A 22,188-nucleotide genomic window follows, 5' to 3' on the forward strand; every position below is an offset into this window, starting at 1 on the left:
ATAAGCAAGTCTCCTTTAGGGGGCTTGCTTTTTTCATGTGGTTTTTGCAGATTCTCGAAAAACTACATCCTATTTAAACAAAATTTCTTTCGTATTGCGGTAGTCTGTTGGCGATATTCCAACATATTTTTTAAAGGTTAGACTGTAATAATTCGGTGTATTGAACCCACAGGTAGAGGAAATTTTATCAACTGTATAATCAAACTTTCGTAAAAAGGGTAAAGTTTTGATAATACGTGTAAAGGCAACATAGTCAACAAAATTGCGACCCGTTTCTTTTTTAAATAGCCTGCTAAAATGTGTTGGACTAAAGCTTATATATTTCGCAACTTCACTTATAGAAAGCTGTTCGTCAAAATGCTCTTCTATAAATTGAATGGCCTTTTGAAGCTGTTGGTGCTTGGTTAAATCTTCGTAATACCGTATATGAATGTTATCAATAGGCGGTTTTCTTCGAGCTTTTCTTGCCTGAGTATAGGACTCCTTTACTTGCATAGCATCCTGAAATACGCCCCCAACCCCCATAAAAAGGTGGATACAATGGTCCTTTTTTAGTGTCTCGATGACCTCTAATAAAGATGCTTTGCCCTCTGACCAATGCTTGAATGAGTTATAGTCTTTAGGAATTCGCAAAAGAAGAAGTAAATAGCGTTCAAAATGTAAAAAGGATAACGGGGCTTTATCTGCAAATTTCTGCTGAATAACAGTTGTGATAATGCTACATGCATCTTGTGGATGAGCTCTCTCTTCATTTACATCAATATAGCCTTGTATTAAGAACACCGTATTAGGAATACAGTTAGTCGATAAAAAGGATGCAGATTGTATGATTTCCTGTTCATTATCAATCTCACCGCGTATAAGACGTTTTAAAAAAGCTTCTCGGAAAGGAGAAGTTTGATGTTGGGAAATTTGTTGTGTCAGGTCGAGCATGGTAAGTGTGCTACCCTTTTTCTCCTGATAGGAAGTGTGTAACTTTTTTACAATTCGTAAAAATTTTGATTTTTGTAAAGGTTTGATGAGAAGTGCAGGTAAAACTAATTCAATTGCTATACCAGTCGAGTAGGTGAGGTGTTCTGTAACAATTGGGACAATTATACTATTAGGATAATTTCTTTTTAATCGCTTAATCTTCACCCAATCAAATAACCGATTGACTTCATAGACAATAAGGGTGTCATCTTCTGGTTTTGGCTCTTTACACTCCATTAAAGCGTTTGGTAAAACTTCGTCTAACCAATCTTTCATTTGTTGCTTATCCAATGAGCTTTCCATAAACCATACCACCTTTAAAATGCTACCAACCCCCAAGAATAAAAATGATAGAAATATTTTAACTTAAAATAGCATTTTTTTGTACTAATACAGCAATATTTTATATCTATATTGAAGTTGAAATAGAATAAAATAATTGTAGTGAATAATAATTTGAAATTTCAGATAATTATTTACTGATACAAATAAAGGGGGAGTTGGCTATGGCAGAAGTAGGGAGTCATGATTATGAATATGTGGAGGCAGGCACCATTGATGTAAAGGATCTTCCACCTCTAGATGCGGAGACCAATAAAATTATGAAAGATGAATTTACAACGGGTTTAGGCTTATCGGTATTTTATTTTATATTAATTTTTAGTATCCCTGTTATGAATTGGTTTGCACCAGCATTTGCCTTTAAGAAAATGTGGGGTGGCATGACGGTAACCTGGTTTGTGACAACTGTTGTCATGATGGCGATGGCATTTATTATCGCTTATGTGCACACTGCCATGTACGAAAAACGCCTGAAAAAATATGATTTAGCCAATAAGTAGTTGAAACAAGGGGGATGAGTTGAATGATAGAAGCTCTTTTAGAACCAAAGATGTTAATGACCATTGCATTAATGGGAACGATTGTATACATTACGTATTTAACAAAAAGAAATGCAACAGCATCGGATTTCTTTGTAGGAGGCAGAAGCTTTGGCTGGTTTACAAATGGTTCTGCAATCGGTGGGGATTATTTAAGTGCAGCCACATTCCTCGGTATTGCGGGTTTAACATTTCAACTAGGATATGACGGGGCTTATTATGCTTTTTGTTTCTCAATTGGTTTAACCTTATTAGCTATATTTGTAGCAGGCCCTTTGAGACGATTTGGTGCATTTACGGTAGCAGATTTTTTGGGCTATCGTTTTCATAGTAAACGAGCACGACTAGTAGCGGTTGCGGTAGTATTAGCAATTTCAGGCTTTTATGCAGCTCCGCAACTATTAGGTGCTGCTCAAATTTTAAGTATGTTTTTCGGCACATCCTATGAATTTGGTATTATCTTTACATGTGTTGTTATGATTTTTTATGTAGGTATAGGTGGAATGAAAGGAACAACTATTAATCAAGCATTGGAGCTGTGGATTCGTCTTGGCGCATTTATTGTGATGTTAGTAGCAGCGGTATACAGTGGCTTACATTACGATAAAATTCTTGCAGCTATTAATTCCTTTAGCGGTCCTATTACAGGCACATCCCCCTATGCTTTAGATGGCAATGACGTTAATTTTGATGGTGCCGCATGGACAGGGACAGGCTTTTATTTCCCAACATTTTGGCAAACGATTAGCATGACGATTGGTTTAGCTTTAGGAACGATTGGACTTCCTCATATTTTATTGCGTTTTTATACGAATCCAAGTGCTAAAGCAGCTCGAAAATCCGCGCTGATGGCTATTGGGATTGCTAGTACATTCTTTTTATTAGCGGTTTATTTGGGTGTTGTTGGTCGTTCAATTTTTATCTCGGGAACAGCGAGTGAAGAGGTTATGCGCGATCTTGTACTGGGCGGAAACAACATGGTGATACCGACTACAGCGCTAGCTCTAGGTGGTAAATGGTTGCTTGGCTTAGTTATAGCGGGGGCATTTGCAGCTATATTCTCCAATCTTTCAGGGCTCTTTATTACAAGCTCTGGGGCACTCGCTCATGATTTATATGCTAACATTATGAAGAAGGACATTACGCAAAAACAGCGTGTCATTGCTGGAAAAGTAGCTATCGTCCTATTGGGTATTTTGTATGGAGCACTTGGGCTTCTTGTTAAGGATGCATCTATCGGTCATTTAGTGGCGCTCGCCTTTACAGTCGCAGCAAGTACATTTACGCCAATATTCATTTTAGGTATTTGGTGGAGAGGCATGACAGAAAAAGGAGCCATTGCAGGATTACTTATTGGACTTGGTGTGTCCATGTGGATGATTTTTTTACCAGGAACTTTACCGAGTTTCTTACAGTTTAAAATTCCAGGGATTGTGACGGTTCCTGTCGGTTTCTTATCAGTGATTATTGTGTCACTATTAGATCGAAAGGTACCTGCTGATGTCAATGATTTTATGAAGCGGGTCCATTCAAAAGAATCTGAAACAGTATAAAACAAGAAGTTTGGCTATTTCTATTGCTCAAAAAGTGATAGAGATAGCTTTTTTGTATTTTCAAGAGATTTGGAATCCGCCATATTTTGATGTGATATTAGTTATTGTGAATGGTGCTGATATGGTAGAATAGGTTAGATGTTGAGCGAACGGAGGAATGTTTGTGTATAAATATTATGGATTGGCTGCCTTTGTCGTATTATTGGACCAATGGACAAAGTGGTTGATTGTGAAAAATATGGAGTATGGTGAACGTATTGCTTTATTAGACCCATGGTTTGGCATTTTATCTCATCGTAACAGAGGTGCAGCATGGGGGATGCTAGAAGGGCAGATGTGGTTGTTTAGTATCGTGACAGTTGCCGTTATCTGTGCTATTGTCTATTTTTATCATAAAGAAGCAAAAGGGAAGCCAATTTTTCAAGTGGGTTTAATGCTATTACTTGGTGGAGCAATAGGGAACTTTATCGATCGTATATTTAGAGGAGAAGTGGTCGATTTTGTAGATGTTTTAATTCCGGTTATTAAGTATGATTTCCCAATTTTTAATGTGGCAGATGCTGCATTGACGATTGCTGTTGTTATACTAATGATTGGCTTAATTATGGAAGATAAAAAAGAGAAGAAACAGGTGAAACAATGACGCAAGTAACATATACAATCGAAGAACAACAGCAAGGAGAGCGCATTGATAAAGCACTTTCAAGCTTGCAATCTGAATGGTCGCGCACGCAGATTGGGAACTGGGTTAGTGACGGAAATATCAAAGTAAATGGTGATGCTGTGAAACCAAAATATAAGGTAAAAGCGGGGGACGTTATTGCTATCGATGTACCAGAAGCTGAACCGCTTGATGTAATCGCAGAAAATCTAGCACTTGATATTGTTTATGAGGATGCTGATGTTCTTGTTGTGAACAAACCAAAGGGTATGGTCGTTCATCCAGCACCAGGGCATTTGACAGGCACGCTAGTAAATGGGTTAATGTATCAATGTAAAGATTTATCGGGTATCAATGGGATTATGCGTCCAGGTATAGTCCATCGTATTGATAAAGATACATCCGGCTTATTAATGGTTGCAAAAAATGATGTAGCTCACGAATCATTAGTGGATCAGCTAGTCAATAAAACGGTTACTCGTAAATATATTGCTCTTGTACATGGGCATATTGCACATGATAAAGGGACTATTGATGCGCCAATCGGTCGTGATCAGAAGGACCGTCAGAAGCAGGCTATTGTTGATAATGGTAAACATGCAGTTACTCATTTCCATGTGGTAGAGCGCTTTGGTGATTATACGCTTGTAGAGTGCCGTCTAGAAACAGGACGAACACATCAAATTCGTGTGCATATGAATTATATCGGCTTCCCGCTTGTTGGAGATCCAAAGTATGGACCGAAAAAGACAATTGATTTTGGTGGACAAGTTCTTCATGCAGCAACGCTAGGCTTCAATCATCCTTCTTCAGGTGAATACTTAGAGTTTGAAACACCACTTCCTGCTGATTATGAGCAATTATTAAATGAATTACGAAATAAGCATTGACGTATACGCAAAGAAAGTCTATACTAACGACAGTGAATGAACAACATAACTAAATATTCACCTTTAATAGCAGTCCAGAGAGGCTGAGAAGGGTCATGTGATAGTGTTGCAAAAAATTTGTGCTGCAAATTTTTCAACATGCTTTTTAAACACGTATACAACCCTCTCAGGCTATTCGCCTCGAGAGGTTTTTTTATGGACATATGGCCACATTAGATTGTAGAGAGGAGGAAACGAACTTGGCTCAAAATGAATTGTTAGATGGCCCTTCAATGGCACGAGCATTAACACGTATTGCCCATGAAATTATTGAACGTAACAAAGGAATTGATGAATGTATTTTAGTTGGCATTAAAACACGAGGTGCTTTTCTAGCCAAACGCTTGGCACAACGAATTGAAAAGATCGAAGGTAAACCGATTCGTACTGGCGAGCTTGATATTACACTTTATCGCGATGATTTAACAATGAAGCATGAAAATGAACAAGCACATGTCGAGCAAGTTGACATTGAGCATGAAGTGAAAAATCAAAAAATTATTTTAGTCGATGATGTTCTTTATACAGGGCGAACAGTTCGCGCAGCATTAGACGCTGTCATGGATTTAGGAAGACCTGGACAAATTCAACTAGCTGTTTTAGTTGATAGGGGTCATCGAGAGTTACCAATCAGAGCAGATTACGTTGGGAAAAATGTTCCGACTTCTGGCTCTGAGCGCATCATTGTCAATTTACAAGATGTGGATGGAGAAGATTGCGTTATTATTTATAAAGAAGACGAACAATAAAGTGAGGAAACAAAATGTCAAACGCAGTATTAGATATTAAGGATAAACCAACCCCACTTCAGCTAGTGACATTAAGTTTCCAGCATATGTTTGCAATGTTTGGTTCAACAATCTTAGTGCCACAGTTAGTAGGTCTTAGCCCTGCAATTGCCCTTTTAACAAGTGGGATTGCAACAATATTCTTCCTATTAATTACAAAATTTCAGGTACCTGCTTACTTAGGCTCCTCCTTTGCCTTTATTGCTCCCATATTATTGGCGGCAGGCGGTTTGAACGAGGATGGCTCCAGTGTAAACCCAGGAAATGCCATGATTGGCGCAATGGCTGTCGGAATCACGTATGGAATCGTATCTTTAATCATTTGGAAAAGTGGTTATAAGTGGATAATGAAAATTTTACCACCGATTGTAGTTGGACCAGTAATTATGGTTATTGGACTAGGCCTATCGGGTACGGCCGTGAATATGGCGATGAACGTCAATGGGGAGTATAGCTTTTTACACTTCTCAGCAGCTTTAGTCACAGTGTTTACAGCGATTATCTTCACGATTTTCTTTAAAGGAATCTTAAGTACAATGCCAATTTTGATGGGCTTAATCGTAGGCTATATTTACTCCATGATTGTCGATATTGTAGATTATACACCGATTGCCAACGCAAAATTCTTTGCTATGCCAGACTTCTTGCTACCCGGTGTGCATTATGAATTTGAAATCACAACAAAAATCCTACTTGTCATGGTACCAATCGTGATTGTAACGATTTCTGAACATATTGGTCATCAGCTTGTATTAGGGAAAGTAGTTAACCGTGATTACATTAAGGAACCTGGTTTACACCGCTCCCTATTAGGTGATGGACTTGGCACATTCGTAAGTGCACTAATCGGTGGTCCACCTAAAACAACTTACGGTGAAAATATTGGAGTTCTAGCAATTACTCGTGTCTATAGTGTGTACGTTATCGCGGGTGCTGCAATAGTAGCCATTTTACTATCATTCTTCGGGAAAGCAATGGCAGTGATTGCAACTATTCCAACCGCAGTATTAGGAGGGGTGTCCATCTTGCTCTTCGGTATTATCGCAGCTAGTGGTTTACGAATGCTAGTAGATAATCATATTGATTTCGGGAATAGTCGTAATCTAGTCATTGCCTCAGTGATTTTAGTCATCGGGATTGGCGGAGCGAAGTTCGTCATTTCAGAATCATTAAGTATTGAAGGAATGGCACTAGCCGCTATCATCGGTGTCCTATTGAATGCCATATTACCAGGTAAGAAAGAAGCCGAAAAACCTGTACCATACAATCAAAATAAAAATTCATAGTAGTACCTTTTAATGAATTGTCCAGAGAGGCAAAAAAAGGGAAGTTGTGGATAGACTAAAGTAAGGATGTTTCCCTGCTGTAGTTTGTCACGCCTCCTTATGCCTCGTTGATGACATCAACGGGGCTTTTACTTTATGAAAAGAACGTCATACATAGACGTTCATGACACACAACCTTATGGGGGTCACATGATGAAGAACTTATTATCGATGGAACATTTAACAACAGAAGAGATTAACCACATCCTAGATCTTGCGCAAGCGTTTGAAAATGGTGAAACATCATCGTTATCTCGGACTTACAACGTTGCCAACTTATTTTTCGAACCAAGTACACGGACAAAATCAAGCTTCGAAATGGCTGAGCATAAAATTGGCTGTCATATCATTCCTTTCGACGCTGGATTTTCGAGTGTGACTAAAGGGGAGACATTGTACGATACGGTCAAAACTTTAGAAATGATTGGTTTAGATGCAGTCATTATTCGAGCATCAGAAGATGAATATTATAATGAGCTACTAAATGGTATTAATGTAGCTATCATCAATGCAGGAGACGGCGCAGGGCAGCATCCATCCCAATCATTATTGGATCTATATACGATAAAAAAAGAGTTTGGTTATTTTGAAGGGCTGAATATTACGATTGTTGGGGATATCTCACATAGTCGAGTAGCAAAATCAAATGCCCATGCATTGCAACGTTTAGGGGCAAATGTTCACTTCCTTTGTCCAGAAGAATGGTCAGGAGGGTTTGAAGCTCATCATTCTTGGGATGATTTAATCGAAATTAGCGATGTCATTATGCTATTACGTGTGCAACATGAACGTCATAAAGTAAATAAAAGCTTTTCGAAAGAAGGCTACCATCAAGAATACGGCTTAACAATTGAACGAGAAAAGCAAATGAAAGAATCAGCCATAATTATGCATCCAGCACCAGTGAATCGTGATGTAGAAATTGCTACTGAGCTTGTAGAGTGTGGACGTTCTCGAATTTTCGAGCAGGTACGAAATGGAGTCTACACACGGATGGCCATTGTGGAAACCATTTTAAGGGGGAGAGAATAACATGACAAAAGTACTTCAAAATGTGCAAATGTTAAATGAACAAGGTGAGCTGCAAACAGTCAATATCGCCATGGCTGAAGGAAAAATTACAGCAATTGGCCAAGATATAACGGTCGTAGGTGCAGAGGTCATTGAGGGTAAAGGCTTTATTGTAGCACCAGGTTTTGTCGATGTGCATACACATTTACGAGAGCCAGGCTTTGAACATAAAGAAACAATCGCAACAGGGTCTGCCTCAGCAGCAAAAGGTGGTTTTACGACAATTTGCGCCATGCCAAATACAAAGCCCGTCCCAGATTCAGTGGAAAACATGCAGCTTATTAACGGGCTGATCAAAGAAAGTGCTGTTATTCGTGTACTCCCATACGGTTCGCTAACAAAGGATATTTCTGGGGAAGTTCGAACAAATGTGGAGGAGTTAAAGGCGCATGGAGCTGTAGCGTTCTCAGATGATGGCGTAGGAATTCAGCTTGCTTCAACTATGTATGAGCAAATGAAGGATGCTGCCCAGCACGATATGGTAGTTGTAGCGCATTGCGAGGACAATTCATTAATTTATGATGGGGTTATGCATGAAGGAAAGCGTAATAAGGAGCTTGATCTTCCAGGGATTCCTTCCATTTGCGAATCCGTTCAAATTGCACGAGATGTACTGCTTGCTGAGGCTGCAGGTGCACGCTACCATGTTTGTCACGTATCAACAAAAGAATCTGTTCGTGCGGTAAGAGATGCAAAGGCAGCCGGAATTCGTGTAACTGCTGAGGTTTGTCCGCATCATTTATTACTAGAAGAAATGGATATTCCATCCGATGATGCGAACTGGAAAATGAATCCACCATTGCGTGGGGCTGATGACAAAGATTCGTTACATGCCGCACTACTTGATGGGACTATCGATTGTATCGCGACAGATCATGCGCCACATACAGTGGAAGAAAAATGCTGTGGTATGGTGGGGGCACCGTTTGGCATTGTAGGTTTTGAAACAGCCTTCCCACTACTCTATACACAATTTGTTGAAACAGGGAAATGGACTTTAAAACAATTAATAGACTGGATGTCCGTGAAAGCAGCTGAAATTTTTGATCTACCATATGGCACATTAGCAGTTGGTGCTTCAGCGGATATGATTTTAATAGATATTCAAAAAGAACAAACAATTGATGCGGAAGGCTTTGTATCAAAAGGACGTAATACACCATTTAACGGTTGGGTTGCAAAAGGTTGGCCAGTACTAACCATTTTTGAAGGAAATATCGTATATCAGGAGGCAGAGTAATGAAAAAACGTTTACTAGTTTTAGAGGATGGCACAGTATTTACAGGTACAGCATTTGGGAGTGATCGTGCTTCACAGGGTGAGGTTGTATTTACGACAGGTATGACAGGGTATCAAGAAACAATTTCAGACCCTTCATTCTACGGTCAAATCGTTACATTGACGTATCCAATGGTAGGAAACTACGGCATTAACCGAGATGATTTTGAATCCATTACGCCCGCTATACGTGGATTTGTCGTACGCGAACTAGCTAAAACGCCTTCTAACTTCCGTTGCGATTTAACATTAGATGACTATTTAACATCGAAAGATATCCCCGGTATTGAGGGAATTGATACGCGTAAATTAACACGTATTATTCGTAGTAAAGGATCAGTAAAGGCGATTTTGACAGCAGCCAATGAAGAAGTAAATATGAGTGAGGTTATCGCACAACTGCAAGCGACACCAGCTATAACACATCATGTACGTGAAGTATCGCCAAAAGCGGCCTATCCATCACCTGGACGAGGTAAACGAGTGGTCTTAATTGACTACGGTATGAAACACGGCATTCTTCGTGAATTAAATAAACGTGATTGTGATGTACTAGTCGTTCCTTATAATACGTCAGCTGAAGAAATTTTAGCTTGGCATCCAGATGGCATCATGCTATCAAACGGGCCAGGAAATCCAGAAGATGTTCAAGAAGGTATCGAAACAGTACGTAACTTAATCGGAAAAGTGCCAATGTTCGGTATTTGCTTAGGTCATCAAATCTTTTCGTTAGCGAGTGGAGCGAAAGCCTTTAAACTACCATTTGGACACCGTGGTGGCAATCATCCAGTAAAAGATTTACGCACAGGTCGTACAGATTTAACATCTCAAAATCACGGTTACGCTATCGATATCGAATCATTACAAGATACTGATTTAGAATTAACGCATATCGCCTTAAATGACGGTACATGTGAGGGTGTACGTCATAAAAAATATCCGATTTTCACAGTACAATACCACCCAGAAGCATCACCGGGACCAGAAGATTCAAACCACTTATTTGATGAATTTATCGAAATGATGGAAGTAGAAGCAGGGAAGGGGAAACAACATGCCTAAACGTACAGATATTGAAACAATTTTAGTAATCGGCTCAGGCCCTATCGTCATCGGACAAGCAGCAGAATTTGACTATGCAGGAACACAAGCTTGTTTGTCATTAAAAGAAGAGGGCTACCGTGTTATCTTAATCAACTCAAACCCTGCCACAATTATGACTGATACAGAAATTGCGGATAAAGTTTATATCGAACCGATTTCTCTTGATTTTGTCTCTCGCATTTTACGTAAAGAACGCCCAGATGCTATTTTGCCAACCCTTGGTGGTCAAACTGGTCTTAATATGGCGATTGAATTAGATCAATCGGGCATCTTAGATGAGCTTGGTATAGAAATTCTTGGAACAAAACTAGATGCTATTCATAAAGCAGAGGACCGAGATTTATTCCGTAACTTAATGTACGAATTGGGTGCTCCAGTACCTGAGTCTGATATTATCCATTCCTTAGACGAAGCGAAAAAGTTTGTAGTCAAAATTGGTTATCCTGTTATTGTTCGTCCAGCCTTCACGCTAGGTGGTACAGGCGGCGGTATTTGCTACAATGATCAGGATTTAGAGGAAATCGTAACATCGGGCCTTAAATATTCACCCGTAACACAATGCTTACTAGAAAAATCAATTGCAGGCTATAAAGAGATCGAATATGAAGTAATGCGAGATGCAGTAGATAATGCCATTGTGGTATGTAATATGGAAAATGTTGACCCAGTAGGAATTCACACAGGTGATTCGATTGTAGTAGCACCGACTCAAACACTATCAGATCGTGAAAATCAAATGCTACGTAATATTTCATTAGATATTATCCGAGCGTTAAAAATCGAAGGAGGCTGTAACGTACAGCTAGCACTGGATCCATATAGCTTCAACTACTATGTAATTGAAGTAAATCCACGTGTATCACGTTCTTCTGCTTTAGCCTCTAAAGCAACAGGCTATCCAATTGCCAAGCTAGCAGCAAAAATTGCAGTTGGATTAACATTAGATGAAATTAAAAATCCTGTAACAGGATCAACATATGCTTGCTTTGAGCCTGCTCTAGACTATATTGTCGCTAAAATCCCACGCTGGCCATTCGATAAATTCGAATCAGCTAAACGTAACCTTGGCACGCAAATGAAGGCTACTGGTGAAGTGATGGCGCTAGGCCGTACATTCGAGGAAGCGATGTTAAAAGCGGTTCGTTCACTTGAAACAGGTCAAGTTCACTTAGAGCTAAAGCATGCTGAAGACAACTCTGATTCTTGGATCGAAAAACGTATCCGTAAGGCTGGGGATGAGCGTTTATTCTTCATCGGGGAAGCATTACGCCGTGGTGTGACAATTGAACAAATCCATGAATGGTCAGCCATTGACTTATTCTTCTTAAATAAATTTAAAAACATTGTAGATATGGAACAAACGCTAGTTGACCATAAAGATGATCAAGAAGTGCTACGTACTGCAAAACGCTTAGGCTTTGCCGATAAGAAAATTGCTGAGCTTTGGAACACGACAGAAGAAGCAATCTACGCATATCGTAAAGAACATGGAATAATTCCTGTCTATAAAATGGTTGATACATGTGCAGCAGAGTTTGAATCTGAAACACCTTACTTCTACGGCACATACGAGGAAGAAAACGAATCGATTAAGTCAGAAAAACCGTCTGTAGTAGTACTAGGTTCAGGACCGATCCGCATCGGGCAAGGGGTAGAATTCGACTATGCTACTGTCCATTCAGTATGGGCCATTCAAGAGGCTGGCTATGAAGCGATCATTATCAACTCAAATCCAGAAACAGTGTCTACGGACTTCTCAATTTCTGATAAATTATACTTTGAGCCATTAACAATCGAGGATGTTATGCATATTATCGACTTAGAACAGCCAATCGGAGTTGTTGTTCAATTCGGTGGTCAAACAGCGATTAATCTTGCTGATAAGTTAGCTGCAAATGGTGTGAAAATCTTAGGAACTTCTCTAGAGGATATCGACCGTGCAGAAAACCGCGATAAATTCGAACAAGCTTTACGAGACTTAGATATTCCACAGCCACAGGGTGAAACAGCGGTTTCTACAGTGGAAGCACTTGCCATTGGTGAGCGTCTAGGCTTCCCAGTACTTGTTCGTCCTTCCTATGTGCTAGGTGGACGTGCGATGGAGATTGTTTACAATCAAGAAGAGTTAAAGCACTACATGGAGAACGCAGTGGAAGCATCTCCAGATCACCCAGTTTTAGTGGACCGTTATCTAACAGGTCAGGAAATTGAAGTAGATGCTATCTGTGATGGAGAAAATGTATTAATCCCAGGTATTATGGAACATATTGAGCGCGCAGGGGTACACTCTGGTGACTCTATATCAGTTTATCCCCCACAGAAATTAACACAGCATCAAAAGGATACATTAGTAGACTATACAACACGTCTTGCACAAGGTCTTGGAATCGTTGGTTTAATGAACATTCAATATGTAATTTCCCAAGGTGAAGTATTTGTCATCGAGGTGAATCCACGTTCATCACGTACAGTACCATTCTTAAGTAAAATTACAAATATCCCAATGGCTAATATTGCAACGAAAGCTATTTTAGGGAAATCAATTGTCGAGCAGGGCTATCCAACAGGGTTAGCGCCTGAACAAAAAGGTGTATTTGTGAAAGTTCCGGTGTTCTCATTTGCCAAATTACGCCGTGTAGATATAACATTAGGCCCTGAAATGAAATCTACTGGGGAAGTAATGGGCAAAGATGCAACTTTAGAAAAAGCACTTTATAAAGGTTTAGTTGCAGCAGGAATGGAAATTCGCACAGAAGGAACAGTGTTGTTTACAGTATCTGATAAGGATAAAGAAGAAGCAATCGCATTAGCGAAACGTTTCTCAACAGTAGGCTATCGCATTGTAGCGACTGAAGGAACAGCAAAAGCATTTGAAGAAGCTGGAGTGCGCACAGATGTCGTTGGCAAGATTGGTGCGAAGGGACAAACTCTGATTGATTTGATCCAAAATGGTGAAGCTCAGCTTGTTGTTAATACATTAACAAAAGGTAAGCAACCAGCTCGAGATGGTTTCCGAATCCGTCGTGAGTCAGTAGAAAATGGCGTACCTTGTCTCACATCATTAGATACAGCAGAAGCAATGGTACGTGTCATCGAATCTATGACATTTACAGCAGAGGAAATGCCAAAAGCGGAGGTAGTACATTAATATGATACGTCAAGAGAAAATGACGGTCGTCTCTCAAAAGCAAATTGCGACAAACATTTTCGAACTGACACTTCATGGTCAACTGGTTCAGGATATGACTCCTGGCCAGTTTGTCCATGTAAAGGTGTCGGATTCATTGGAGCCGCTTTTACGTCGACCGATTAGTATTGCAAATATAGATAAAGACAACAATGAATTTACAATGATCTACCGTGCTGAGGGTCGTGGTACAAAAGTGTTAGCGACAAATCGTGAAGGTCAACAGGTCAATGTCCTTGGGCCAATTGGCAATGGTTTCCCAGTAGACGCAGTAAAAGAGGGAGGAACAGCCCTGCTAGTTGGTGGAGGAATCGGAGTGCCTCCACTACACGAGCTTTCCAAGCAATTAAACGCACGTGGTGTTAAAACAATACATGTGCTCGGCTTTCAAACGGAAGATGTATGCTTCTACGAGGAAGAATTCAGTGCCCTTGGAGAAACGCACTATGTAACGGTTGACGGCTCTAAAGGGACAAAAGGCTTTGTGACAAATGTGTTAGAGTCCCGAGCACCTGAATTCGATGTCTTTTATTCTTGTGGTCCTCTACCAATGTTAAAAGCGCTTGAAGGCTTCTATCCAGAAAAAGAAGGATTTTTATCATTTGAAGAGCGTATGGGCTGCGGTATTGGTGCTTGTTTTGCATGTGTCTGCAAAACAACCGATCAAGTAGCAAAAGATTATGTCAAAGTATGCTCTGATGGTCCAGTTTTCCCGAAAGGTACGGTGGCATTATGAGTCGTTTAAACATTCAATTACCAGGTTTAGATTTGAAAAACCCTATTATGCCAGCTTCCGGCTGCTTTGGCTTTGGACGTGAATATGCACAGCTTTACGATCTATCTAAGCTAGGGGCAATCATGATTAAAGCAACAACAGTTGAAACTCGTGCAGGTAATCCAACGCCGCGTGTAGCTGAAACAGCAGCAGGGATGTTAAATGCAATTGGCCTACAAAATCCAGGCATTGAAAAAGTGATGAATGAGGAATTAAAATTTTTAGAGGGCTATGATGTGCCAATCATCGCCAATGTGGCCGGGACGGAGACTGCGGATTATGTAGAAGTAGCAAGACGTATTTCGGCAGCATCTAATGTCCAAGCTTTAGAGCTGAATATTTCTTGTCCAAATGTTAAGTGTGGTGGCATTCAATTTGGGACAGACCCTGCCACAGCGCGAGAGCTTGTTAAAGCGGTTAAAGCTGTATCCACTGTTCCTGTCTATGTGAAGCTATCACCGAATGTAACGAATATCGTAGACATTGCTTTAGCTGTGGAAGCGGGTGGCGCAGATGGTATAACAATGATTAACACATTAATAGGTATGCGTTTAGATGAGCGGACAGGGAAACCAGTCATCGCGAATGGCACAGGTGGTCTATCGGGTCCTGCTGTAAAGCCCGTAGCTATCCGAATGGTTTATGAAGTATACAAGGCTGTTAATATTCCTATAATTGGCATGGGAGGTGTGACAGAAGCACTGGATGTCATTGATTTTATGTCCGCAGGTGCTTCGGCTGTAGCAGTAGGTACAGCAAATTTTGTAGACCACTTCGTTTGCCCAAATATTATTGATGAATTACCAGCAAAACTTGATGCCCTTGGAGTAGAACATATAACAGATATTATTGGAAGGAGCCATCGTTAATGAATACTAAACCTATACTAGCATTAGATTTTCCAGGAGAAAAAGAAGTATTCGATTTCTTAAAGCACTTCCATGAGCCTCTTTTCGTGAAAATTGGTATGGAATTATATATGCAAGAAGGACCTGATATTGTTCGCAAAGTAAAAGAATTAGGTCATGATATTTTTCTTGATTTAAAACTGCATGATATCCCGAATACAGTAGGCTCTGCTATGAAGGGCTTAGCAAAACTAGGAGTAAATCTAGTGAATGTCCATGCGGCAGGTGGTCGTCCAATGATGGAGGCTGCCCTAGAAGGTCTAGAAGCCGGAACATCTGCTGGCAAGGAATGTCCAGCATTAATTGCCGTAACACAATTAACTTCCACAACAGAGGAGCAAATGCAGGCAGAGCAAAGAATTGCTTTATCCTTACAGGAATCTGTTCTACATTATGCACGTCTCACAAAACAAGCTGGCTTACAAGGTGTCGTTTGTTCAGTACACGAGGCGAAGGCAATAGCTGAAGTGTGTGGTGATGATTTTCTTCGAGTAACACCTGGGATTCGTTTAGCAGGTGGCGCAGCACACGATCAAAAACGTATTGCTACACCGGATGGGGCAAAGCGTGATGGTTCTTCACTCATCGTTGTTGGACGTGCTGTAACAGGTGCACAGGATCCAGTAGCGGCATATAAAATCGTAAGTGAATTATGGGAGGCATAAATAATGACATTACAAAATGAAATTGCACACGCTATGCTAAAGGTGGGTGCTGTAGAATTAAATCCAATTGAATTATTTACATGGGCATCTGGTATTAAATCACCTATATACTGTGATACACGTTTAACAATCTCGGACCCTATTATTCGTAAACAACTTGCAAACGGCTTAGCAGCTGTAATTAAAGAAAATTTTGGTGCGACGGAAATAGTAGCAGGTACAGCAACAGCAGGTATCCCACATGCAGCGTGGGTAAGTGATATTTTAGAATTACCAATGGTTTATGTACGCTCTAAAGCGAAAGAACATGGCCGTGGCAATCAAATTGAAGGAAAATACGCAGCAGGTCAAAAAGTAGTTGTAGTAGAGGATATCGTCTCAACAGGTGGTTCTTCGATCACGGCAGTTGAAGCATTACGTGCAGCAGGTTGTGAAGTACTAGGAGTTGTTTGTGTCTACACATATAATCTCCCAAGAGCTGAACAAGCATTTGATGAAGCAGGCATCCAATATGTCTCATTAACTAATTTCGATTATCTGATTGAAGCAGCAAATGAATCAGGTGCGATTAAAGAAGATGATATTCCATTCTTAAAAGAGTGGCATGCAAAATTAAAGGCTGGAGAGCTATAATGAAAAGCTGTTCTACAGGTTATTTGACCTGTAGAACAGCTTTTTTCTTCCTATTTAAATAGGGAGAGGGTATTTAAAATTGAATACTAAAACCATTAAAACGATGTATACCTGTCCCAAAGTGTACTAGATTATTTTCTCGAAGTGTAATAACTGCCTTTTTTACCTCTAATAAGATAGAAGGGTCAAGACCTAATGTATGATGTGAACCAAAAATTTTAGTAAGAGAAGATAAGTTAGCTATCTTCTCTAAAGATTGGACTAAATCCTCAGGGCTAGTTGTTGGAAAGAATGCATAAATAGGAGCATGATCATATAGTAAGTCCCCTGTAAACAAATAACCATATTTATGATCCAAAAGCGCAATATGGCCAGGAGAGTGCCCTGGCGTGTGGAGAATAGATAATTTTCGGTTCCCTATATTTATAACATCGCCATCTTCTAATACACCTGAAGGCTGTCCCTGAAAAGGTTTGTAGTGAGATGGATTAAATGTTTTGGGTGTGGGTAACGTAATATTACGTCCAACATCCGTTCTAATCTGTTCGATAGATAATTTAGGGATACCATGGATCAGCCAATCAACTTCCTCTTTATGAACATAAATATCATCAAACGCCCCATGACTACCAATATGATCCCAATGGACATGTGTTGTAATCACAGTAATAGGCAGAGAGGTTAATTGTTTACTAATCCTTTGAATATTATCGATCCCAAGACCTGTATCAATGAGAACAGCACGTTTTTCCCCAAGCAATAAAAAAGAATGCACTTTTCCCAATGACCATATTCACTTATAGCATACGTTTCATTATTGATTTCTTCTACTGTAAACCATGCATCATTAATTTTTGCCATCACAGACAACCTTTCCTTATGCTGAATTAAAAAATAATATAATAAAACTTTGTCATTGGAAATTTTAACATAAAAACATGTAATTTCCTTTAAAAATATTCTAAATAGTATTTTTATATTGAATATTATATAAAAATTTGTCAATTCGGAATAATTAAGAAGTATGGTATATAGCCAAAAATAAAAAGCTTTAAATTGTTTTCTCAAAGTAATTTGAAATATTAGCACTTCAACGCCCAAAATTATTCATTGAAAGTAAAAATGTGTGAAATATAACTTTACCCTAAAAGTTAACTTTTAATTTTTTGCTTTAAATTACTTGTTTCTTTGAGATTAAAAGCATTTTCTTTGTAAATATAAATATATGACATGAATTATTTTATTATATTTGAATAATTTTTAATTGTGAAAATTATAACTTTGTAAAGTAAAAGTAAAATATTTCTTACAACCAAAATATATAAAAATTATTTTTAAAAGGGAGATGTCTGGTGGAAATTTATAAGCTGGATTGAAAAAATTTGAAAAAGGGACTTGCGTTTATACATGTTTTCTAGCTAAAATAATAGCACAGTTTAATTTTCAGATAATTCTATTAGTGGATAACGAGTTAAAGGCGAAAAATTTATTAAAATCACATTTGCCAAAATAAAAACGAGAGGAGAAGAGAGAAAAACTAAATATAATTCTGATATAAAGTATCGTTTGTATTTTCAGAATATTGAATTATAGAGGAGAGATTGTTTGAATACAGCAAAAGACTTACTAACAATAACAAATTTGACTACAAGTTTTCGCATAAAAGATACATACCACGCTGCTGTAGATGATGTCTCGCTTTCACTTCAAAAAAATGAGGTATTAGCAATAGTCGGAGAATCCGGTTGTGGTAAAAGTACGTTAGCGACTACTATTGTAGGCTTGCACAATGAAGTAAATACAAAGGTTACTGGTGATATTTTTTATAATAATCAAAATCTAGCTAAATTGAATGACCAACAATTTAATAACTTACGTGGTAATGATATAGGATTTATTTTTCAGGACCCACTTTCAGCACTTAACCCTTTAATGAGAATTAGCGAACAAATTGAAGAGGGGTTAATCTATCATACAAAGCTTTCAAAACAACAGCGAAGTGAAAGAGTATTAGAATTACTAAATCAGGTTGGGATTGCAAACCCAGAACGTGTAGCTAGACAATTTCCTCATCAATTATCCGGGGGAATGCGTCAACGTGTCATGATTGCAATCGCCTTATCATGTAAGCCTGCTATTTTAATTGCTGATGAACCAACAACAGCTTTAGATGTTACAATACAGGCCCAAATTCTGGACCTGTTAAAAGCATTACAGACTGAGACTGAGACAGGCATTATTCTCATTACGCATGATTTAGGTGTTGTAGCAGAGATGGCTGACCGAGTTGTAGTTATGTACGCTGGTGAAGTCGTAGAAGAGGCGCCCGTTAAGGAGTTATTCAATAATCCAAGGCACCCTTACACTCGTTCACTATTAAATTCAATTCCACAAACACATAGCGAAAATGAAAGACTCGAGGTTATTCAAGGAATGGTACCATCCTTAATTAATTTACCTCGAGAAGGTTGTCGTTTTTCAGGACGTATTCCGTGGATTGATACATCTTCACACGAAGCAAAACCACAATTACATGAAATTGCACCAGGACATTTTGTGAGATGTACCTGCTGGAAACACTTTCATTTCGAAGGTGAAGAAGGGAGCGGGACTGTATGAGCTTTATGCAAATTAAAGATTTAAGTGTTCACTATCCAATACGTGGTGGATTTTTTAATACCGTTGTTGATCGAGTATATGCAGTGGATGGCGTAACAATGGAGTTCGAAAAGGGCAAGACATATGGGTTAGTCGGAGAATCAGGATCAGGTAAATCAACAACAGGAAAAGCGATCATTGGCTTAGAAAAAATCACCTCAGGTCAAATTTATTATGAGGGTGAAAATGTGACAAATCAGCAGAGAAAAAGGGATTCTGCTTATAACAGAGACATACAAATGATTTTCCAAGACTCTCATTCCAGTATGAATCCTAGAAAACGGGTTCTCGATATTCTTGCCGAGCCTATTCGTAATTTTATGAAGCTTAGTGACCAGGAGGAACGCAAACGCATTAGAGAGTTGCTTGCTATTGTTGGGATGTCAGAAGATGTTTTACTAAAGTATCCCCATGAATTTTCAGGTGGTCAAAAGCAACGTCTGGGCATTGCGCGAGCGGTTGCTTGTAACCCTAAAATGATTATTGCGGATGAACCTGTTTCAGCGCTTGATTTATCTGTACAGGCACAAGTGTTGAATTTTATGAAAGATATTCAAAATGAGTATGGACTTACGTACTTATTCATTTCCCATGATTTAGGCGTTGTTAAACATATGTGTGATCACATTTCTATTATGTATAAAGGACGCTTTGTGGAAACTGGTACAAGACATGATATTTATAAAAATCCGCAGCATATATACACGAACCGACTTTTATCAGCCATTCCAAATATCGAACCAGAGACTAGGAATGAACGTAAATTAGTTCGACAACAAGTAGAAGGAAACTATCAACAAGAGCAACATAAATACTATGATGAGCATGGAAAAGTCTATCCACTGAAATCCATTTCAGACACACATATGGTTGCAATGTCAGGAGGAATGTGAAATGTGGAAAACAATAGCTAGAAGAGTAATTTTAATGATTCCTCAAATGTTTGTGCTAAGCTTAATTATTTTTATTTTAGCAAAACAAATGCCTGGTGATCCTTTTACAGGGTTAATTACACCAGAAACAGACCCTGCACGTATAGAAGAACTTAGAATTCAAGCGGGTTATTATGATCCATGGTATGTACAATATTATCATTGGGTGATCAATGCCTTTCAGGGTGATTTTGGACAAAGCTATACATATAAACTTGCAGTGTCCTCATTGATTGGCGAGCGTGCATTAAACACATTTTGGCTTGCCCTACTTAGTACCATCCTTGTTTATTTAATAGCTATCCCTTTAGGAATGATAGCTGGACGTAAGCAGGATACTTTGTATGATAAGTCGATTACTCTGTATAGCTTTATAAGCTATGCAATACCAACCTTTGTATTGGGCTTAATTTTCTTATATATTTTTGGCTATCGTTTAATGTGGTTTCCGACGAGTGGAACAGTCGATGTAGGTGTAGAGCCTGGAACGCTCGAGTATTATTGGAATCGCTTGTATCACTTAATACTACCTGCAATGACGTATGCCATTTTAGCGACAACGACGATTATTCAATACTTACGTTCAGAAATTATTGATGCCAAAACACAGGATTATGTTAAGACAGCTCGTAGTAAAGGCGTACCGATGAAAAAAATCTATAGAAGACATATTTTCCGTAACTCTTTATTACCAATTGCGGCCTTCCTTGGCTTTACAATTACAGGTTTATTAGGCGGCTCGATTTTCATAGAGACAATTTTTGGCTTCCCGGGCATGGGTCAATTATTCATCCATTCCGTAACAAGTCGTGATTACAGTGTTATTACAGCTCTTGTTATGCTTTATGGCTTCTTAGCGTTATTAGGTAGTCTATTGTCAGATATCATTATGAGCATTGTTGATCCACGTATCCGCATAGACTAACAGTTACATTGAACGCATAAGGAGAGGTGAATAAAATGGAGCAAAAAAATGATGTAGTGAAAGTTGAAAGTATGCCACCAACAGGAATTCAAGTCGTGATACGTGAATTCAGAAAAGATAAATTAGCGTTATTGTCATTTATTGGAATAACTTTGCTTATAATTGTAATATTGATTATGTCCGCCTTTATGAATCAGGATGAAATATTACGGATTAAATTATTAGAGCGTTTTACAGAGCCTGGTGTTAATGGATATATTCTTGGGGCTGATGAGGCTGGTCGCGATATGTATGGACAGCTAATTATCGGTGCGAAAAATTCTATATTAATTGCAGTTGCTATTACCCTTATTGCAAATGCCTTAGGGATCGCACTAGGTATTATAATGGGCTATTATGGCGGCTTCATCGATAATTTATTTATGCGTATCATTGATTTCCTTATGACATTACCGACATTAATGATTATTATTGTGTTAGTTACAATTCTTCCGAAATATGGTGTTTTTGAGTTGATTTTGATTTTAAGTGCCTTTCAATGGATAGGGACTGCGCGTCTCGTCAGAAGTAAAGCTTTATCTGAAGGACGTAGAGATTATGTTAGTGCCTCCAAAACAATGGGGACTAGTGATTTTGCCATTATGTTTAAAGGGATACTACCAAATTTAAGTTCGTTGCTAATAGTAGAATTAACGTTAAACTTTGCAGGAAATGTGGGCATTGAAACGGGTCTATCATTCTTAGGCTTTGGTTTACCGCCATCTACACCTAGCTTAGGGACGCTAGTAAGCTATGCAACAAACCCAATAGTATTATCTTCAAAATGGTGGATTTGGTTGCCCGCATCATTATTAATTTTAGTATTGATGCTTGGTATAAATTATGTCGGTCAAGCGTTAAGACGTGCAGCTGACGCAAAACAACGATTAGGATAAAGGGGAGG

At 38.9% G+C, this 22,188-nt stretch carries 19 protein-coding genes and 1 pseudogene; 18 read left to right on the forward strand and 2 right to left on the reverse strand.

Annotated elements, in window-relative coordinates; genetic code table 11:
* Nucleotides 1-69 precede the first annotated feature (69 nt).
* Nucleotides 70-1,275, reverse strand: a complete 1,206-nt coding sequence (locus KVT27_RS01840) for an AraC family transcriptional regulator (RefSeq protein WP_036147372.1) — start codon at nt 1,273-1,275, stop codon at nt 70-72.
* Between the two features lie 203 nt (nt 1,276-1,478).
* On the opposite strand from KVT27_RS01840, the gene KVT27_RS01845 reads away from it, so the two are divergent.
* From KVT27_RS01845 to pyrE, 14 genes are all read left to right on the forward strand, one after another.
* Nucleotides 1,479-1,814 carry a hypothetical protein gene (locus KVT27_RS01845; RefSeq protein ID WP_036123805.1) on the forward strand — a complete coding sequence of 112 codons (336 nt, stop codon included), beginning with the start codon at nt 1,479-1,481 and terminating at the stop codon, nt 1,812-1,814.
* Between the two features lie 23 nt (nt 1,815-1,837).
* Nucleotides 1,838-3,406 (forward strand): sodium/solute symporter, encoded by a 1,569-nt coding sequence (locus KVT27_RS01850; protein WP_036123808.1) that lies wholly within the window; start codon nt 1,838-1,840, stop codon nt 3,404-3,406.
* A gap of 163 nt (nt 3,407-3,569) precedes the next feature.
* Nucleotides 3,570-4,049 (forward strand): signal peptidase II, encoded by a 480-nt coding sequence (gene lspA, locus KVT27_RS01855; protein WP_309140215.1) that lies wholly within the window; start codon nt 3,570-3,572, stop codon nt 4,047-4,049.
* The gene (locus KVT27_RS01860) at nt 4,046-4,957 is read left to right on the forward strand and encodes an RluA family pseudouridine synthase (protein WP_008173836.1); all 912 of its coding nucleotides are present in this window, start codon (nt 4,046-4,048) and stop codon (nt 4,955-4,957) included. The genes lspA and KVT27_RS01860 overlap by 4 nt, the downstream gene beginning before the upstream one ends.
* Before the next feature lie 239 nt (nt 4,958-5,196).
* Nucleotides 5,197-5,745 (forward strand): bifunctional pyr operon transcriptional regulator/uracil phosphoribosyltransferase PyrR, encoded by a 549-nt coding sequence (gene pyrR / locus KVT27_RS01865; protein WP_025113865.1) that lies wholly within the window; start codon nt 5,197-5,199, stop codon nt 5,743-5,745.
* 14 nt (nt 5,746-5,759) lie between these two features.
* Nucleotides 5,760-7,070: a uracil-xanthine permease family protein gene (locus KVT27_RS01870; RefSeq protein ID WP_031418932.1), complete on the forward strand. Its 1,311-nt coding sequence runs from the start codon at nt 5,760-5,762 to the stop codon at nt 7,068-7,070.
* A gap of 192 nt (nt 7,071-7,262) precedes the next feature.
* On the forward strand, nt 7,263-8,141 hold the full coding sequence (locus KVT27_RS01875) for an aspartate carbamoyltransferase catalytic subunit (RefSeq protein WP_036123812.1): 879 nt from the start codon (nt 7,263-7,265) through the stop codon (nt 8,139-8,141).
* Nucleotide 8,142: 1 nt separating this feature from the next.
* Nucleotides 8,143-9,420 (forward strand): dihydroorotase, encoded by a 1,278-nt coding sequence (locus tag KVT27_RS01880; protein WP_217580567.1) that lies wholly within the window; start codon nt 8,143-8,145, stop codon nt 9,418-9,420.
* Nucleotides 9,420-10,520 (forward strand): carbamoyl phosphate synthase small subunit, encoded by a 1,101-nt coding sequence (locus tag KVT27_RS01885; protein ID WP_217580569.1) that lies wholly within the window; start codon nt 9,420-9,422, stop codon nt 10,518-10,520. Before KVT27_RS01880 ends, KVT27_RS01885 begins: the two co-directional genes overlap by 1 nt.
* Nucleotides 10,513-13,710 (forward strand): carbamoyl-phosphate synthase large subunit, encoded by a 3,198-nt coding sequence (gene carB / locus KVT27_RS01890; RefSeq protein WP_036123818.1) that lies wholly within the window; start codon nt 10,513-10,515, stop codon nt 13,708-13,710. Before KVT27_RS01885 ends, carB begins: the two co-directional genes overlap by 8 nt.
* 1 nt (nt 13,711) lies before the next feature.
* Nucleotides 13,712-14,485, forward strand: coding sequence for a dihydroorotate dehydrogenase electron transfer subunit (locus tag KVT27_RS01895; RefSeq protein WP_036123821.1), 774 nt, complete (start codon nt 13,712-13,714; stop codon nt 14,483-14,485).
* Complete coding sequence (locus KVT27_RS01900; protein WP_217580571.1) at nt 14,482-15,393, forward strand: dihydroorotate dehydrogenase; 912 nt, start codon at nt 14,482-14,484, stop codon at nt 15,391-15,393. Before KVT27_RS01895 ends, KVT27_RS01900 begins: the two co-directional genes overlap by 4 nt.
* Nucleotides 15,393-16,097, forward strand: a complete 705-nt coding sequence (gene pyrF, locus KVT27_RS01905) for an orotidine-5'-phosphate decarboxylase (RefSeq protein WP_036123826.1) — start codon at nt 15,393-15,395, stop codon at nt 16,095-16,097. The genes KVT27_RS01900 and pyrF overlap by 1 nt, the downstream gene beginning before the upstream one ends.
* Before the next feature lie 3 nt (nt 16,098-16,100).
* Nucleotides 16,101-16,730 carry an orotate phosphoribosyltransferase gene (gene pyrE, locus KVT27_RS01910; protein ID WP_150908042.1) on the forward strand — a complete coding sequence of 210 codons (630 nt, stop codon included), beginning with the start codon at nt 16,101-16,103 and terminating at the stop codon, nt 16,728-16,730.
* Nucleotides 16,731-16,803: 73 nt separating this feature from the next.
* Here pyrE and KVT27_RS01915 read toward each other — a convergent pair.
* Nucleotides 16,804-17,591: pseudogene (locus tag KVT27_RS01915) on the reverse strand (MBL fold metallo-hydrolase).
* Between the two features lie 744 nt (nt 17,592-18,335).
* Here KVT27_RS01915 and KVT27_RS01920 point away from each other — a divergent pair.
* Genes KVT27_RS01920 through KVT27_RS01935 form a run of 4 tightly spaced genes read left to right on the forward strand, consistent with a single transcriptional unit; the run spans nt 18,336 to nt 22,180 of the window.
* Nucleotides 18,336-19,349: an ABC transporter ATP-binding protein gene (locus tag KVT27_RS01920; protein WP_217580573.1), complete on the forward strand. Its 1,014-nt coding sequence runs from the start codon at nt 18,336-18,338 to the stop codon at nt 19,347-19,349.
* On the forward strand, nt 19,346-20,281 hold the full coding sequence (locus KVT27_RS01925; RefSeq protein WP_036123838.1) for an ATP-binding cassette domain-containing protein: 936 nt from the start codon (nt 19,346-19,348) through the stop codon (nt 20,279-20,281). Before KVT27_RS01920 ends, KVT27_RS01925 begins: the two co-directional genes overlap by 4 nt.
* Before the next feature lies 1 nt (nt 20,282).
* Nucleotides 20,283-21,245, forward strand: a complete 963-nt coding sequence (gene opp4B / locus KVT27_RS01930; RefSeq protein ID WP_008173810.1) for an oligopeptide ABC transporter permease — start codon at nt 20,283-20,285, stop codon at nt 21,243-21,245.
* A gap of 35 nt (nt 21,246-21,280) precedes the next feature.
* Nucleotides 21,281-22,180 (forward strand): ABC transporter permease, encoded by a 900-nt coding sequence (locus tag KVT27_RS01935; protein WP_036123841.1) that lies wholly within the window; start codon nt 21,281-21,283, stop codon nt 22,178-22,180.
* Nucleotides 22,181-22,188: the final 8 nt, after the last annotated feature.

Source organism: Lysinibacillus sp. GbtcB16 (assembly GCF_019091145.1).
Classification (GTDB): domain Bacteria; phylum Bacillota; class Bacilli; order Bacillales_A; family Planococcaceae; genus Lysinibacillus; species Lysinibacillus fusiformis.